14 protein-coding genes and 1 tRNA gene are annotated in these 15,896 nt (G+C 62.8%); 6 read left to right on the forward strand and 9 right to left on the reverse strand.

All coding sequences use genetic code 11. The annotated features are described in order from the left end of the window. Positions 1-54: 54 nt before the first annotated feature. Positions 55-130 (reverse strand) — tRNA-Glu (locus ACODSK_RS08845). Between the two features lie 331 nt (positions 131-461). On the opposite strand from ACODSK_RS08845, the gene ACODSK_RS08850 reads away from it, so the two are divergent. Continuing rightward, positions 462-1,229, forward strand: coding sequence for a hypothetical protein (locus ACODSK_RS08850; RefSeq protein WP_489015421.1), 768 nt, complete (start codon positions 462-464; stop codon positions 1,227-1,229). Positions 1,230-1,283: 54 nt separating this feature from the next. Here the strand turns inward: ACODSK_RS08850 and ACODSK_RS08855 are convergent, their stop codons facing one another. Then, positions 1,284-1,766 (reverse strand): GAF domain-containing protein, encoded by a 483-nt coding sequence (locus ACODSK_RS08855; protein WP_489015423.1) that lies wholly within the window; start codon positions 1,764-1,766, stop codon positions 1,284-1,286. Continuing rightward, positions 1,763-2,653 (reverse strand): ATP-binding protein, encoded by an 891-nt coding sequence (locus tag ACODSK_RS08860; RefSeq protein ID WP_489015424.1) that lies wholly within the window; start codon positions 2,651-2,653, stop codon positions 1,763-1,765. Before ACODSK_RS08860 ends, ACODSK_RS08855 begins: the two co-directional genes overlap by 4 nt. 124 nt (positions 2,654-2,777) lie before the next feature. Between ACODSK_RS08860 and ACODSK_RS08865 the strand changes: the two genes are divergently transcribed. Next, positions 2,778-5,096 (forward strand): hybrid sensor histidine kinase/response regulator, encoded by a 2,319-nt coding sequence (locus ACODSK_RS08865; protein WP_489015425.1) that lies wholly within the window; start codon positions 2,778-2,780, stop codon positions 5,094-5,096. On the opposite strand, the gene ACODSK_RS08870 is transcribed toward ACODSK_RS08865, so the two are convergent. Beyond that, positions 5,089-5,568, reverse strand: coding sequence for a glutathione peroxidase (locus tag ACODSK_RS08870; protein WP_489015426.1), 480 nt, complete (start codon positions 5,566-5,568; stop codon positions 5,089-5,091). The two genes, ACODSK_RS08865 and ACODSK_RS08870, sit on opposite strands and share 8 nt — an antisense overlap. Before the next feature lie 33 nt (positions 5,569-5,601). Then, on the reverse strand, positions 5,602-5,994 hold the full coding sequence (msrB, locus tag ACODSK_RS08875; protein WP_489015427.1) for a peptide-methionine (R)-S-oxide reductase MsrB: 393 nt from the start codon (positions 5,992-5,994) through the stop codon (positions 5,602-5,604). 201 nt (positions 5,995-6,195) lie between these two features. Between msrB and ACODSK_RS08880 the strand changes: the two genes are divergently transcribed. After that, positions 6,196-7,407, forward strand: a complete 1,212-nt coding sequence (locus ACODSK_RS08880; protein WP_489015428.1) for a pyridoxal phosphate-dependent aminotransferase — start codon at positions 6,196-6,198, stop codon at positions 7,405-7,407. Between the two features lie 213 nt (positions 7,408-7,620). Continuing rightward, positions 7,621-8,508, forward strand: coding sequence for a protease HtpX (gene htpX / locus ACODSK_RS08885; RefSeq protein ID WP_489015429.1), 888 nt, complete (start codon positions 7,621-7,623; stop codon positions 8,506-8,508). A 67-nt stretch (positions 8,509-8,575) separates the two neighbouring features. Here the strand turns inward: htpX and ACODSK_RS08890 are convergent, their stop codons facing one another. Next, positions 8,576-9,229 (reverse strand): thiopurine S-methyltransferase, encoded by a 654-nt coding sequence (locus tag ACODSK_RS08890; RefSeq protein WP_489015430.1) that lies wholly within the window; start codon positions 9,227-9,229, stop codon positions 8,576-8,578. 104 nt (positions 9,230-9,333) lie between these two features. Here ACODSK_RS08890 and ACODSK_RS08895 point away from each other — a divergent pair, with 104 nt between their 5' ends. After that, positions 9,334-10,101 carry a DODA-type extradiol aromatic ring-opening family dioxygenase gene (locus tag ACODSK_RS08895; RefSeq protein WP_489015431.1) on the forward strand — a complete coding sequence of 256 codons (768 nt, stop codon included), beginning with the start codon at positions 9,334-9,336 and terminating at the stop codon, positions 10,099-10,101. A gap of 296 nt (positions 10,102-10,397) precedes the next feature. Here the strand turns inward: ACODSK_RS08895 and ACODSK_RS08900 are convergent, their stop codons facing one another. Together ACODSK_RS08900 and ACODSK_RS08905 are read right to left on the reverse strand one after the other, a co-directional pair. After that, on the reverse strand, positions 10,398-12,065 hold the full coding sequence (locus ACODSK_RS08900; protein WP_489015433.1) for a DEAD/DEAH box helicase: 1,668 nt from the start codon (positions 12,063-12,065) through the stop codon (positions 10,398-10,400). Between the two features lie 357 nt (positions 12,066-12,422). Beyond that, positions 12,423-13,175 (reverse strand): spermidine synthase, encoded by a 753-nt coding sequence (locus tag ACODSK_RS08905; RefSeq protein ID WP_489015434.1) that lies wholly within the window; start codon positions 13,173-13,175, stop codon positions 12,423-12,425. A 139-nt stretch (positions 13,176-13,314) separates the two neighbouring features. Between ACODSK_RS08905 and ACODSK_RS08910 the strand changes: the two genes are divergently transcribed. Then, positions 13,315-14,661 carry a class II 3-deoxy-7-phosphoheptulonate synthase gene (locus tag ACODSK_RS08910; protein WP_489015435.1) on the forward strand — a complete coding sequence of 449 codons (1,347 nt, stop codon included), beginning with the start codon at positions 13,315-13,317 and terminating at the stop codon, positions 14,659-14,661. Here ACODSK_RS08910 and ACODSK_RS08915 read toward each other — a convergent pair. Then, positions 14,642-15,880: a winged helix-turn-helix domain-containing protein gene (locus tag ACODSK_RS08915; RefSeq protein WP_489015436.1), complete on the reverse strand. Its 1,239-nt coding sequence runs from the start codon at positions 15,878-15,880 to the stop codon at positions 14,642-14,644. The genes ACODSK_RS08910 and ACODSK_RS08915 overlap by 20 nt on opposite strands. Positions 15,881-15,896 lie beyond the last annotated feature (16 nt).

Consider the following 15,896-nt stretch of genomic DNA (forward strand, 5'->3'; position numbering starts at 1 on the left):
TCGCGACCCCGACCTTGGCAAGGTCGTGCTCTACCAACTGAGCTATTCCCGCATTGGCGTCCCCTAGGGGACTCGAACCCCTGTTACCGCCGTGAAAGGGCGGTGTCCTAGGCCACTAGACGAAGGGGACACGCTACAACTTTTCACTCCCTGCCGCGTTTCGCTGTGTGCTTTACGCTGCAAGTGGCGCGCATTCTAGGGATGCTTCGGAGGATCGTCAACCCCCAATTAGAAATTTATTTAAATCAATGACTTCGGGGCGTTTTAAGACCTACCCAGAGTCCCGCCCTCTTGTTTCCAACGGCACTGCCGACACAGAAAATACAGAGGAAAGAATTGTCCGACTGTGACCCAGGGCAAATTGCCATCAATCCCCTGCGGGCTTCTGCCAAACTGCTCTATCCGGGCAAATGGGAAGCCACTACACTCAATCGGTATACCTGACTGACGAGGCGTGAACGGTGACACCACTAATGATTACCCTGCTTATAGTGGCGGGTATCGCCTTACTGATCGTGATCGGCTACCTGAACAATGTAGTCGAGAACAACAAGCTGGAGCGCGCACGACTCAAAGTCGAGCTGGCCGACCGCTTGCGTCGCATAGGCGAAATCACCGAAACCTTCCCCGGCCAGTTGATGAGCCCGCCGCTCAAGCTGCTGCTGACCCGCCTCGAACTCAACCTCAACCAGCGCCAACTGGCCCTGGACAAGACCAGCGACGCCATTCGCGCGCGCATCGGCGAGCTGGATACGCTGATCGCCCAGGGTGAATCGCTGCCGGTGACCAACCCGCCCTCGCCAATCCAGACCGAGGCCAAGGCCAAGGACATCCGCTTCCTGCTGGAGGCACTGCACAGTCAGGTCGTGCGCGCCTGCCAGGAAGGCTTCCTGGCCACCAACGAAGCCAAGTACTGGGTCAAGGAAATCCGCCATATCCTGGTAGTGCTGCATATCGAGTTCTTCAACAACCTTGGCCAGGCCGCCCTGCAGCAGAACCAGCCAGGGCACGCCCGCCTCGCCTTCGAGCGCGGCGTCCAGTATCTGCGCAAGCAGCCGGAGCCCGCGCAGTACCGCGAGCAACTGGAGTACATGGAGAAAATGCTCAACCGGGCCAACGCCATGGTTCTGGACACCATCGAGCCGACCGCCGACGACGTCAACGCCCTGACCGAGGGCTTGAAGACCGACGAAGAAGAGAACTGGAAGAAGAAAGTCATCTACGACTGAGACGACCAGAAAAAGACAGAGGGGCCGCAAGGGCCCCTCTTTCATTCATGCCGATCAGCAATCGGTCGCCTGCAGGAAAATCGCCGCCAGGCGCTCCAGCCCCGCCTGGTCCTCGACAGCAAAACGCGCCAGTCGCGGACTGTCCAGGTCCAGCACGCCAATCAGCCGACCGTCCTTGACCAGCGGAATCACCAGTTCGCTGTTGGATGCACTGTCGCAGGCGATATGCCCGGGGAACGCATGCACATCCTCGACCCGCTGGGTTTCCAGGCTAGCGGCTGCCGCCCCGCATACACCACGACCAAAGGGGATTCGCACGCAGGCGACCTGCCCCTGAAACGGGCCCAGCACCAGTTCGCCATCGCGATTGAGGTAGAACCCCGCCCAGTTCAGGTCGTCGACCTGGCTATAAAGAAAGGCGGAAAACTGCGCGGCGTTGGCAATGAAATCCCGCTCGCCACTGAGCAGGGCCTCCAGTTGTGCAGCCAGCAGTGCATAACCACCCAGGCCGGCACCCGCCGCATTCAAATCGATCATCTGTGTTGCTCCAGCAGTTTGAGTCCGACCCAATAACGGGCGAACTGATAGGCACAACGGCCATTACGGTTACCGCGGCCGGTTGCCCAGCGAATCGCGGCCTTGTCCAGTTCTTCGTCACGCACCCAGACCAGGCCGGGCCCCTTGGCCAACTGGCCGATCCAGTGCTCGACGACATTGAGGAAATGCTCCTGGCTGAACGGGTAGAACGACAGCCACAGGCCGAAGCGGTCGGACAAGGCGATCTTGTCCTCCACCGCCTCATTGGGATGCAGCTCGCCGTCGACCATCTTCCAGTTCTCGTTGTCGCTCTGTTTTTCCGGTACCAGGTGACGGCGGTTCGAGGTGGCGTACAGCAGCACATTGTCCGGCGCCTGCTCCAGAGAACCGTCGAGCACGCTCTTCAGTACCCGGTAATCGCCCTCCCCGGCTTCGAACGACAGATCGTCGCAGAACAGCACGAAGCGTTGCGGCAACTTCTGCAGCTGCTCCACCACCCGCGGCAAGTCGGCAAGATGATCGCGCTCGATCTCGATCAGACGCAGGCCGGCGCCAGCGTACTCGGCCAGCAGCGCACGAACCAGCGAGGACTTGCCGGTCCCGCGCGAACCCCACAGCAGCGCGTGGTTGGCCGGCATGCCATCGAGGAACTGGCGGGTGTTGCGCCCCAGCTGGTCACGCTGCAAATCGACACCGATCAGGTCGGACAAGCGAATGTCCAGGCTCACTTCCAGCGGCAGGAGAAAACCGCTGCGTCCGTCACGCTGCCAGCGTGCCGCCAGGCAAGTGCTCCAATCGACATCCGGCCGGGGCATCGGCAACAGGGGTTCGAGACGCGCCAGCACGCTTTCGGCGCGATCGAGAAAAGCATTCAAACGAGAGTCCACGGGAAATTCCTCGGTCAGTTCCAGTCAATAACGAGCGAACTGAATGTGTGACAGTACATGCCAGTAGCCGGGGTTGATCGGCTATGCTTGCGCAGCGCATGGAATGTGGAACTGGCTCGGGACCATGGATATCAAGTTCACCAATCGCCTGTCGTACAAGCAAGCCCGGCTGACCGTCCTCGTCGGCTTCATCCTGGGAACCTTGCTCAGTCTCATCCAGATAGGGATCGATTATGCCAGCGAAGACGCGTCCATCAACCGCGAGATGCAGGCCCTGCTGGACATCAGTCACAACACCGCATCGCGCATCGCCTACAACATCGACGCCGAACTGGCCCAGGAACTGACCCTCGGCCTGCTGCAATCCCCCGCCATCGTCCGCGCCCGCCTGATCGACAACAACGACACCGTCCTCGCCGACATGCAACGTCCACGCGAGGAAAGCGCCTACCGGGTCATCAGCGATTTCCTGTTCGGCAACAACCGGGAATTCCGCAATCGCCTGTTTCTCAGCCACATGCCCGACGAGTACCTGGGCACCCTGTACCTCGACGTCGACACCTTTGCCTTCGGCAGCCGCTTCCTCAAGCGCGCCGAAGTCACCCTGCTCAACGGTTTCGTGCGCAGCCTGGTGCTGACCGGCATCCTCCTGGCGCTGTTCTACATGATGTTGACCAAGCCGCTGGTGCGGGTGATCAGCGCCTTGAGCAACCGCGACCCGCAGGACGGCGCGCAAGGCAAGCTGCCCTTCCCGGTCGGTCATGAACACGACGAAATCGGCGTCCTGGTAAAAGTCGCCAACCAGCAGTTCGTGACCATGGCCACCGAGATCCAGCAACGGCGCAATGCCGAAAATCGCCTGACCGATTACCTCAGCCAGCTTGAGAACATCGTTTCGGCGCGCACCAACGAGCTCAAGGCCAGCAACAACCGCCTCAGCCAGTCCAACCTGGAACTGGAAGATGCCCGCCGCCGCGCCCTCGACATGGCCCAGGCCCGTGCCGCGTTCCTGGCCAACATGAGCCACGAGATCCGCACCCCGCTCAACGGTCTGCTGGGCATGATCGCGCTGTCCCTGGACAGCCCGCTGAACACCGAACAGCGCCAGCAACTGTCGATCGCCCATGACTCGGGCAAGGTGCTGGTGGAACTGCTCAACGATATCCTCGACCTGTCCAAGTTCGATGCCGGCCAACTGGAGCTGGAGCGCATCCCGTTCGACCTCGGCACCCTGGTTGAAGACACGGCCAACCTGCTGTCGCAGAACACCGCGCCGAACGTGGAACTGACCTGCCTGATCGATCCGAAATTTCCCTCGCAGGTCCTCGGCGACCCGACCCGGGTCCGGCAGATCGTCAGCAACCTGCTGTCCAATGCCCTCAAGTTCACCCGCTTCGGTCGCGTCGATGTACGCCTGAGCGCCCAGGGTGGCGGCGTACGCATCGATGTCTGCGACACCGGCATCGGCATCGCCGCGGAAGCCCAGACCCGGATCTTCCAGCCCTTTACCCAGGCCGCTGCCGGAATTACCCGGCAATACGGCGGCACCGGCCTGGGCCTGACCCTGACCAACAACCTCTGCGAAGCCATGCAGGGACGCCTGAGCATCAGCTCGGAAACGGGCTTTGGCAGCCAGTTCAGCGCCGAACTGCCACTGCCCAGCCATACCGCAGCGATCTCGCTCGAACCGCTGCGCGGGCATGTGGTTGCCATCAGCAATGCCAAGAGCGGCCTGGCCGAACTCCTGCAAACCCTGCTGCCGCGCTGGGGCGTGCACTACGAGCGCCTCGACAGTCTCGCCGGCCTCGGTGACAAGACTCCCGACCTGCTGATCACCGACGACCTGGACTGCGTGCTGACCCTGCGTCCGGCGAGCAAGGCACCGATCCTGCTGATCACGGCCTACGGCAACTTCCTTCCCGGCGAACAGGCAGCGAGCCTTGCTCCCCTGCAACAACAGGCCCGCCCGCTGGCCCGCGGCGCGCTGTACCAGGCGTTGCGCCGGGTACTGATGCGGATCGACGAAGGCACTGCGGTACAGCAGACGGCAAAACCGGCCAGCACCCAACGCGGCCGCATCCTGCTGGTGGAGGACAACCCGGTCAATCAACTGGTTGCCAAAGGCATGCTGGCCAAGCTCGGTTGCGAGGTCGCTATCGCCGCCCATGGCGCCGAAGCGCTGGAGCAACTGGAGGAAGGCCATTTCGATCTGGTGCTGATGGACTGCAACATGCCGGTGATGGACGGCTATGAGGCCAGTCGGCGCATCCGCCAGAGCGGACGCTGGCCGAACCTGCCAATCGTCGCCCTGACGGCCAACGCCATGCCCGAGGAGCGAGAACGCTGCCGCGCCGCGGGTATGAACGATTACCTGGCCAAGCCGTTTCGTCGCGAAGAACTGGAGGCCCTGATCGACCACTGGGCCCCACCGCCGGTCACTTGAGCAATGCCTCGATGTCCGCGCCGAGGGCATCCGGCTTGGTGGTCGGAGCGTAGCGGCTGACCTTTCCGGTCGTCGGATCCAGCAGGAACTTGGTGAAGTTCCACTTGATGCCCTGGGAACCAAGCAGGCCGGGCGCGCGCTTTTTCAGCTCGACGAACAGCGGATGCGCCCCGGGACCGTTGACGTCGATCTTGCGGAACAGCGGAAAACTGACCCCGAAATTCAGCTCGCAGAACTGCGAAATCGCCGTTTCATCGCCTGGTTCCTGCTTGCCGAACTGGTTGCAGGGAAAGCCGAGGACCACCAGGCCACGCTCGCGATAGGTCTGCCAGAGCGCTTCGAGCCCCTTGTACTGAGGGGTGAAGCCGCACTGGCTGGCGGTGTTGACGATCAGTACGGCCTTGGCCGGAAAGTCCGCCAGGGTCTTCTGCTCGCCCTTGATCGTGGTGCAGGGAATATCCAGCAAAGCCATGAGCCACTCCTTTTGCTATCGAGAAAGCGCCGTTCAGCGCGGTTCGAGTTCCAGACACACGGAATTGATGCAATAACGCAGGCCGGTCGGTGGCGGCCCGTCGGGGAAAACGTGACCCAAGTGCGCATCGCAGCGCGAACAGGTGACTTCGGTACGGATCATGCCGTGGGAGGTGTCGCGGATCTCGATCATCGCGCTGTCCTCGATCGGCTCGTAGAAGCTCGGCCAGCCACAGCCGGAATCGAACTTGGCACGGGAATCGAACAGCGGCGCCTGGCAGCAGATGCAATGGTAGATGCCATCGGTCTTGGTCGAGTTGTACTTTCCGCTGAACGGGCGCTCGGTGCCTTTCAGGCGACACACCTGGTACTGCGCGGGATCGAGCATCGCGCGCCATTCTTCAAGGGTTTTCTCAATCTTTTCCATGGGCAGGCCTCGGCAAATAAAAAGCCCGTGCTGCTTCTTTTCGTCGGCACGGGCGAGACGTATTATTGCGCCTCAATTCAGACATCAGTCTGGCACCCGGATTACCCGCATTTCAAACCTTTTCACGGCGCGGTAGGGTTAGTACGAAGGCATTTTCCGTACAAAGCCCAGGCGGCGATCTTTTCTTATCGGGATCACATCATGCAGGTCAGCAAATCGAACAAGCTCGCCAATGTCTGCTATGACATTCGCGGCCCGGTGCTCAAGCACGCCAAGCGTCTGGAAGAGGAAGGCCATCGCATCCTCAAGCTGAACATCGGCAACCCGGCGCCCTTTGGTTTCGAAGCGCCGGAAGAAATTCTCCAGGACGTGATCCGCAACCTGCCGACCGCCCAGGGCTACAGCGACTCCAAGGGCCTGTTCAGCGCGCGCAAGGCAGTGATGCAGTACTGCCAGCAAAAGCAGATCGAAGGTGTCGGCATCGAAGACATCTACCTGGGTAACGGCGTCTCCGAGCTGATCGTGATGTCGATGCAGGCCCTGCTCAACAACGGCGACGAAGTGCTGATCCCGGCACCGGACTACCCGCTGTGGACCGCCGCGGTAAGCCTGGCCGGCGGCCGTCCGGTGCACTACCTGTGCGACGAGGGCGCCGACTGGTTCCCCGACCTGGAAGACATCAAGGCCAAGATCACCCCGAACACCAAGGCCCTGGTGATCATCAACCCGAACAACCCGACCGGTGCGGTGTATTCCCGCGAAGTCCTGCTGGGCATGCTCGAGTTGGCGCGCCAGCACAACCTGGTGGTGTTCTCCGACGAGATCTACGACAAGATCCTCTACGACGAAGCCGTCCACGTCAGCACCGCCTCGCTGGCCCCGGACCTGCTCTGCCTGACCTTCAACGGCCTGTCCAAGTCCTACCGGGTCGCCGGCTTCCGCTCCGGCTGGCTGATCATCTCCGGCCCCAAACAGCACGCCCAGAGCTACATCGAAGGCCTGGATATCCTGGCCAACATGCGCCTGTGCGCCAACGTGCCGTCGCAGCACGCGATCCAGACCGCGCTTGGCGGGTACCAGAGCATCAACGACCTGGTCCTGCCTCCTGGCCGCCTGCTGGAGCAGCGCAACCGTACCTGGGAACTGCTCAACGACATTCCCGGCGTCAGCTGCGTCAAGCCGATGGGCGCACTCTATGCCTTCCCGCGGATCGATCCGAAGGTCTGCCCGATCTTCAACGACGAGAAGTTCGTCCTTGACCTGCTGCTCTCGGAAAAACTGCTGGTGGTCCAGGGCACTGCCTTCAACTGGCCAAACCCGGACCACTTCCGCGTGGTGACCCTGCCACGGGTCGACGATCTCGAGCAGGCCATCGGACGTATCGGAAATTTCCTGAAGTCCTACCGCCAGTAACCTACAGTCATACCTGTGTAGGAAAAGACGCAGGTATCGACACTCCTCACGTCAGAATTTTCAACCTGCGGCTCTGGGCCGCGGGTTGGATTGACGCACCTGTCTGTCAGGCACGTACACAGTTTGAAATAGTCGATCGGTTGAATCGCCAGGACGCGCACCTTATATAGCCGCATACGCTACATATCTATCCGTCTGGAGAACGTAACAACCATGATGCGCATTTTGCTGTTCGTAGCCACCAACCTTGCGGTAGTGCTGGTCGCCAGCATCACCCTGAATCTGCTTGGCTTCAACGGGATCATGGCGGCTAACGGGTCCGACCTGAAACTCGACTCCCTGCTGATGTTCTGTGCCGTGTTCGGTTTCGCCGGCTCGCTGATCTCGCTGTTCATTTCCAAGTGGATGGCGAAGATGAGCACCGGTACCCAGATCATCACCCAGCCACGCACCCGCCATGAGCAGTGGCTGCTGCAGACCGTCGAGGAGCTGTCCCGCGAAGCCGGCATCAAGATGCCTGAGGTGGGCATCTTCCCCGCCTACGAGGCCAACGCCTTCGCCACCGGCTGGAACCGCAACGACGCGCTGGTCGCTGTCAGCCAGGGCCTGCTGGAGCGCTTCTCGCCCGATGAGGTGCGTGCGGTACTGGCCCACGAGATCGGCCACGTGGCCAACGGCGACATGGTGACCCTGGCCCTGGTCCAGGGCGTGGTGAACACCTTCGTGATGTTCTTCGCGCGGATCATCGGCAACTTCGTCGACAAGGTGATCTTCAAGAACGAAGAAGGCCAGGGCATGGCCTACTACATCGCGACCATCGTCGCCGAGCTGATCCTGGGCATCCTGGCCAGCATCATCGTCATGTGGTTCTCGCGCAAACGCGAATTCCGTGCCGACGACGCCGGTGCCCGCCTGGCCGGTACCGGGGCGATGATCAGCGCGCTGCAGCGCCTGCGCTCGGAACAGGGCGTGCCGGTACAGATGCCCAGCACCATGAGCGCTTTCGGCATCAATGGCGGCCTGAAGCAGGGCCTGGCTGGCCTGCTGATGAGCCACCCGCCGCTGGAAGACCGCATCGAAGCGCTGCGCCGCCGCGGCTAAGCGCCAATCGCTACGAAAAAGCCCGCTTCGGCGGGCTTTTTCATGGCTGATATCCCTGGGAGCGAACTCAGCTTCGGAGGGTGTAGGCTCGCTCAACCAGGCGATCGACACCCGCCTGCACAAACTTCCAGCTCTCGCCAAGAATGTCCTGCACCGCCTCCTCGCTGACTTGCCAGCGTCCGGCGAACAAGGCCTGGACTTCGTCATCCGCCACCGAGAACGGCGGCCCGTCCAACTTTGACTGGTCGTAATCCATGGTCACCAGCACACCGCGACAACCCTTGGGCAAGATCACATTCAGGTGCGCGGCATAGCGCTGACGCATCTCCGGCGGCAAGGCGATCAGCGCTGCGCGGTCATACAGGCCGGCGCAGTCAGCCACATCCCCGGCGGTCAACTGGAAGAAATCCCCGCACCAGATCTCCACGCCTTCGCTGCGATAACAGGTAAAGGCACCGTGCTCATAACGCTCGGGCTGCAACTGCTGTTCGGCGAAGAAATCCTCGACCGCCCGCTGCGACAGCTCCACACCCAGCACCCGCAGTCCCTGCCCCGCCAGCCAGGCCAGGTCGAGGCTCTTGCCGCACAGGGGCACCAGCACCCGACTGCCGGCCTCGATGCCCAGGCCTGGCCAATACCGGGCCAGGTAAGGATTGACCTGGTCCTGATGGAAACCGATCTGATTGCGCTCCCAGCGCTTGTGCCAAAAATCTGCCTGCATGCCAACCTCGAAGATTTCGATCAAATACTGCGAAAACTTATATTGGAATTAGATCAATGATCTGCCTGAAGATGGTGGCCATCATAACCTTCAGGACGTTCACGATGCTTCCCAGCCTGTTCATCTCCCACGGTTCGCCCATGCTCGCCCTGGAACCGGGTGAAAGCGGCCCGGCCCTGGCCCGCCTGGCGGCGAGCCTGCCACGGCCGAAAGCCATAGTCCTGGTCTCGGCGCACTGGGAAAGCCATGACCTGTGGGTCGCCAGCGCCCCGCGCCCGGCTACCTGGCATGACTTCGGTGGCTTTCCGCCGGCGCTGTTCGCCGTGCAGTATCCGGCGCCCGGCGAGCCGGCCCTCGCCGAGCGTGTCGCCGGATTGCTCAGCGCCGCCGGAATGCCCGCCGGGCTGGACCCGAAGCGGCCATTCGACCATGGCGCCTGGGTGCCTCTGTCACTGATGTATCCACAGGCGGATATCCCCGTGGTCCAGGTCTCCCTGCCCAGTCTGCTCGGCCCGGCGTTCCAGCAACAGGTAGGCGCTGCCCTCGCCGCACTGCGGACGGAAGGCATCCTGCTGATCGGCTCCGGCAGCATCACCCACAATCTCGGCGAACTGGACTGGCGCGCCACTGGTAATGGCTCGACACCCTGGGCCCTGGCCTTCCGCGACTGGATGGTCGAGAAGCTCGCGGCCGACGATAGCGAAGCACTGCTCGACTACCGTCGCCAGGCACCCTTCGCGGTGCGCAACCATCCCAGCGACGAACACCTGTTGCCGTTGTACTTCGCACGAGGTGCGGGCGAGCGGTTCGGGATCGAATACCAGGGCTTTACCCTCGGCGCGCTGGGCATGGATATCTACAGGTTCGACTGAGGTGTTGCCCTCAAGAACCTGATCGCTGGCAAGCCAGCTCCCACAGGTTTCTGTGTCGAGCCTGAGTCATGCAGCCAGCCCGAAACCCGTGGGAGCCGGCGTTGCCGGCGATGAGGCCTTCAGCCTCAACATCAATCTTGATGGTCTGGTTGCTCTTACGGGCCTCATTGCTGGCAATGCCAGCTTCCACAGGCACTGCATGCACCGCACCTGTGGGAGCTGCTTGCCAGCGATGGCGTCCGGACAGGCAAAAAAAATCCCCGAACCAGTCGGGGATTTTTCATTTCACTCGAGGATCAATCCTCGCGATAACGGCGCAGTTTCAGCTGCTTGCCGGCAACGCGGGTGTCCTTGAGCTTGGCCAGCAGACGGTCCAGACCCTCTTCCGGCAACTCGACCAGGCTGAAGCTGTCGCGCACCTGGATGCGGCCGATGGCTTCGCGGGCCAGGCCGCCTTCGTTGAGGATGGCACCCAGCAGGTTCTTCGCTGCGATACCGTCACGCGCACCCAGCGCGGTACGGCAACGGGCACGACCTTCGCCCAGCGGCATCGGCGCGCGACGCTCGCGCTCACCGCTGCGCTCGGAACGCTCGCCACCGGTACGCTCGCGCGGGGTGTAGGTCGGAACCAGCGGCTGCTCTTTCTCGACAGCTTCCAGGGTCAGGGCCTGACCATTGGTGGCCTTGCGCAGCAGCGCAGCGGCCAGGGCACGCGGGCTGCAACCGATGTCGGCGGTCAGGCGATCCAGCAGATCGCCATGGGTCGCTTCGGCATCGGCAACCAGCGGCGCCAGGCTATTGGTCAGCTTCTTGATGCGTGCATCGAGAACGGCCTGGGCGTTCGGCAGGCGAACTTCGGCAACCTTCTGCCCGGTCACGCGCTCGATCACCTGCAGCATGCGGCGTTCGCGCGGGGTCACCAGCAGCAGTGCACGACCTTCGCGACCAGCACGGCCGGTACGGCCGATACGGTGGACGTAGGACTCAGGGTCGTACGGCATGTCGACGTTGAACACGTGGGTGATGCGCGGTACGTCCAGACCACGGGCAGCGACGTCGGTAGCGACGACGATGTCCAGGCGACCGTCCTTGAGCGAGTCGATCACGCGCTCACGCTGGTTCTGGGCGATGTCGCCGTTCAGCGCGGCAGCCTTGTAGCCTTTGGCTTCCAGGGCACTGGCCAGGTCCAGGGTAGCCTGCTTGGTACGAACGAAGGCGATCAGGGCATCGAACTCTTCCACTTCCAGCAGACGCAGGACAGCGGAAACCTTCTGGTCGGCGTGGACCATCAGGTGCGCCTGCTCGATGGCGGTCACGGTCTGGGTCTTGCTCTGGATCTTGACGTGCTTCGGCTCGCGCAGGTGGCGCTCGGCGATGGCACGGATCGAAGCAGGCAAGGTAGCCGAGAACAGCACGGTCTGACGGCTTTCCGGCATGGCCTTGAAGATCACTTCGAGGTCATCCATGAAGCCCAGCTTGAGCATTTCGTCGGCTTCGTCGAGAACCAGGTGGTTCACGGTGGCCAGGACTTTTTCGTCGCGACGCAGGTGGTCGCACAGACGGCCAGGGGTCGCCACGACGATTTGCGCGCCGTTGCGGATGGCCTTCAGTTGTGGGCCCATCGGGGCACCACCGTATACAGCTACCACGGTTACGCCCGGCATCTGCTTGGCGTAGGTTTCGAATGCGGTAGCGACTTGCAGCGCCAACTCACGGGTTGGCGCCAGGATCAGGGCTTGCGGCTCGCGCTTGCTCGGGTCGATGCGGTTCAGGATGGGCAGGGCGAAGGCGGCGGTTTTGCCGGTACCGGTCTGCGCCTGACCGATCATGTCATGACCGGCGAGAATGATCGGGATGGATTGTTGCTGAATGGCGGACGGCTCTTCGTAGCCGGTAGCCAGTACGGCAGCAACAATACTTGGATGAAGATCGAGCGCGGCGAAGCCGCCAATTTCCTGGGTCATGGGTCTGCCTCTAAGTGCATCCGCAAAGACCCATGCTCCAAAGCTGCGCATGCCTTGTAAGACCCGAAGGTCACCCTGGCAGCTTTGTCGGCGGGGATTTGCGAAAACGATTGAAGATAAAAAAGAACGTCTAAAGAAGAGTCCGCGATGCGGACACGCAGCCGAAGCTGACTTCGGAGGGCACTACCTTAAACGAGGTCCGTTAAAAGACCGGCGCGCACTATACCTGAATTCGTTCGTTCGGTGAGAGGTTTTTTTCGGAAAACGACAGGCGCAAGCCTTGGAACGACACGCCTTGCCGATCTCCAAGGCCCCCTGGATGCCAGACACGGGGACTTGCTCGCTGAAACGATTTACTCAGGACGCCGGTCGGATCACCTCGATCAGGTATTGCAGCGAGTAGCCCAGGCGCGGTGCCAGGGCTTCGGCACGGGCGCGCAGGCCAGCCTCGTCGAGGGTCTGGTCGAGGTCGGCGGGCACCAGCAGGATCACGTTGCCCTCCTTCACCGGCAGTTCCCAGTAATGCCGCGAGTACAAGCCGCGCAGCAGTGCGGCGCCCAGTGGCCGACCATCGTCGCCGGCCCATTGGTTGATCACCAGCCAGCCGCCGGGGTTAAGGCGCTTCTGGCAGTTTTCCAGGAAGCCCCAGGCCAGGTGACCGACACCCGGACCGTGATCGGTATAGAGGTCGACGAAGATCAGGTCGGCGGGCTCGGCGGTCGGCAGCAGCTCCAGGGCATCACCGACGCGGATATACAGCCGCGGATCGTCGTCCAGGCCGAGGTACTCGATGGCCAGGCGCGGAACATCCGGGCGCAGCTCGATGGCCTCGACGTCCTCCAGCGGCAGGAACTTCAGGCAGGCCTGGGTCAGGGTCCCGGCACCAAGACCGAGGAACAGCGCGCTTTCAGGCTGCTCGTGGCACAGCGCCCCCACCAGCATCGCGCGAGTGTAGTCGTACTCCAGCCAGCTCGGATCGGCAGTGAACACGCAGCTCTGTTCGATGGCCTCGCCGAATTCGAGAAAGCGGTAGTCCTCGACTTCGTAGACGCTGATGGTGCCGAACTGGTCGTGCACCTGCGCCAGCAGCCGCTCTTCCCGCTCTGTCATGCTGTCTCCCGGCAACCCTGGGTGCCCAAGCAAAAGCCGGCATTGTCCGTCAATGCGTGCAGTGCAACAAGGCGTGTGGCTGGTGATAGCATGGCGCACAGACCTTTCCGCCATTTGCGATAACAAGACAGAGCCTGTGATGAGCCAACCCTGGAGTCCCGATAGCTGGCGCGCCTTGCCGATCCAGCAACAACCCGTCTACCCCGATGCCGCGCACCTGCTCAAGGTCGAACAGACCCTGGCCGGCTATCCTCCGCTGGTGTTCGCCGGGGAAGCCCGCGAGCTGCGCCGGCAGTTCGCCGAAGTGACCCAGGGCCGCGCCTTCCTCCTGCAGGGCGGTGACTGCGCGGAAAGCTTCGCCGAGTTCTCTGCGGCGAAGATCCGCGACACCTTCAAGGTCCTGCTGCAGATGGCCATTGTCATGACCTTCGCCGCCGGCTGCCCGGTGGTGAAGGTCGGACGCATGGCCGGGCAGTTCGCCAAGCCGCGCTCCTCCGGCGATGAAACCATCGATGGCGTGACTCTGCCGGCCTACCGCGGCGACATCGTCAACGGTATCGGTTTCGACGAGAAAAGCCGCGTGCCGGATCCGGAGCGCCTGCTGCAGTCCTACCACCAGGCCACCGCCACCCTGAACCTGCTGCGCGCCTTCGCCCAGGGCGGCTTCGCCGACCTGCACCAGGTGCACAAGTGGAACCTGGACTTCATCGCCAACTCCGCCCTGTCGGACAAATACAGCCAGCTGGCCGATCGTATCGACGAAACCCTGGCCTTCATGCGCGCCTGCGGTATGGACAGTTCGGCCCAGGTGCGCGAAACCAGTTTCTTCACCGCCCACGAAGCGCTGCTGCTCAACTACGAACAAGCTTTCGTCCGCCAGGACAGCCTGACCGGCGACTGGTTCGACTGCTCGGCGCACATGCTGTGGATCGGCGACCGTACCCGCCAGCTGGACGGCGCCCATGTCGAGTTCCTGCGCGGGGTGAACAACCCGATCGGGGTCAAGGTCGGCCCGAGCATGAACACCGAGGAGCTGATCCGCCTGATCGATATCCTCAACCCGGCCAACGATCCGGGCCGTCTCAACCTGATCGTGCGCATGGGCGCGGAGAAGGTCGGCGACCATCTGCCGGGGCTGATCCGCAGCGTCGAGCGCGAAGGACGGCAGGTGCTGTGGAGCTCGGACCCGATGCATGGCAACACGATCAAGGCCAGCAGCGGCTACAAGACCCGCGACTTCGCGCAGATCCTCAGCGAGGTGAAACAGTTCTTCCAGGTCCACCAGGCCGAGGGCACCCATGCTGGCGGCATCCATATCGAGATGACCGGACAGAACGTCACCGAATGCATCGGCGGCGCCCGGCCGATCACCGAGGACGCCCTGTCCGATCGCTACCACACTCATTGCGACCCGCGGATGAACGCCGATCAGTCACTGGAGTTGGCGTTCCTTATCGCCGAAACCCTCAAGCAGGTTCGCCGCTGAGGGCCAACCGGGCCAGGGCCTCGCGCAAGCGCGGGGTGCCGGCCCGGTTGCAATTGAGCTGTACCCGCTCCAGACCCAGCCAGGTCGCCAGTCGCAGAAGACTGGCGGCCAAGGCTGTGATTCCCGCCTCGTCCAGTCCCGTTTCCTCTTCATGCAAGGCATGCACGGCCAGACGGCCCTGCGCCCGCTCGGCACGCAGGTCGACCCGGGCGGCAATACGCTCATGGTGCAGGAATGGCAGCACGTAGTAGCCGTACACCCGTTTGGGCGCCGGGGTATAGATCTCCAGGCGGTAGCGGAAGTCGAACAGACGCTCGGTACGATCGCGCTCCCAGACCAGCGAATCGAAGGGTGAAAGCAAGGCGCTGGCGGCGACATTGCGTGGAATTCGTGGTGTATCGAGGCAGTAGGCCGGCTGTGCCCACCCCTGGACCTGGCAGCGCTGCAAACGACCGTCCTCGACCAGTTCGGCAAGGCGCTGACGGCTATCGACCGGGGTCAGGCGGAAGTAATCGCGCAGATCCTTTTCGGTGGCGATACCCAGGGCAGAGGCGGCCTGCAACAGCAGACCGCGCTGCGCCTCGGCCTCATCGGGAACCGGCTGGGCCAGCAGCGCGCCGGGCAAGACCCGCTCGGGCAGATCGTAGAGGCGCTCGAAACCACGGCGCCCGGCCACGGTGACTTCTCCGGCGGCAAACAGCCACTCCAGCGCGTGCTTTTCCGCGCTCCAGTCCCACCAGGGGCCGGCGCGCTCTTCGCGGGTCGACAGGCTGCCGGCGCCCAGGGCGCCCTGCTCGGTCACGGCGGCAAGCACCCGGGCGATGGTCGCCTGCTGCTCGCGACCGAACTCGGCCAGCTGTCGATAGATGCCCTGCCCCTGCCTGGCCCGGTCCATGCGCCAACGCAACAGCGGATACAGCTCCAGCGGCAGCAATGAGGCTTCATGCCCCCAGTACTCGAACAACTTGCGCTGCCGACCGCGGCCCCAGGCAAGCTGGTCGAGCAGTTCGACAGAGTAATCGCCGAGGCGGGAAAACAGCGGCAGGTAATGGGAACGAACCAGGGCGTTGACCGAATCGATCTGCACCACGCCAAGACGGCGCAGCATCCGCGTCAGTTGCGCGCTGCCCGCCGAAGCGGGCGGCGTGGCGGAGAAGCCCTGGGCGGCCAGGGCCAGGCGCCGGGCCTGAGAAAGGGAAATGGACTGCGAGGTGGGCATGCCGGACTCCTTGTGC

It is taken from the genome of Pseudomonas sp. FG98, assembly GCF_057808595.1.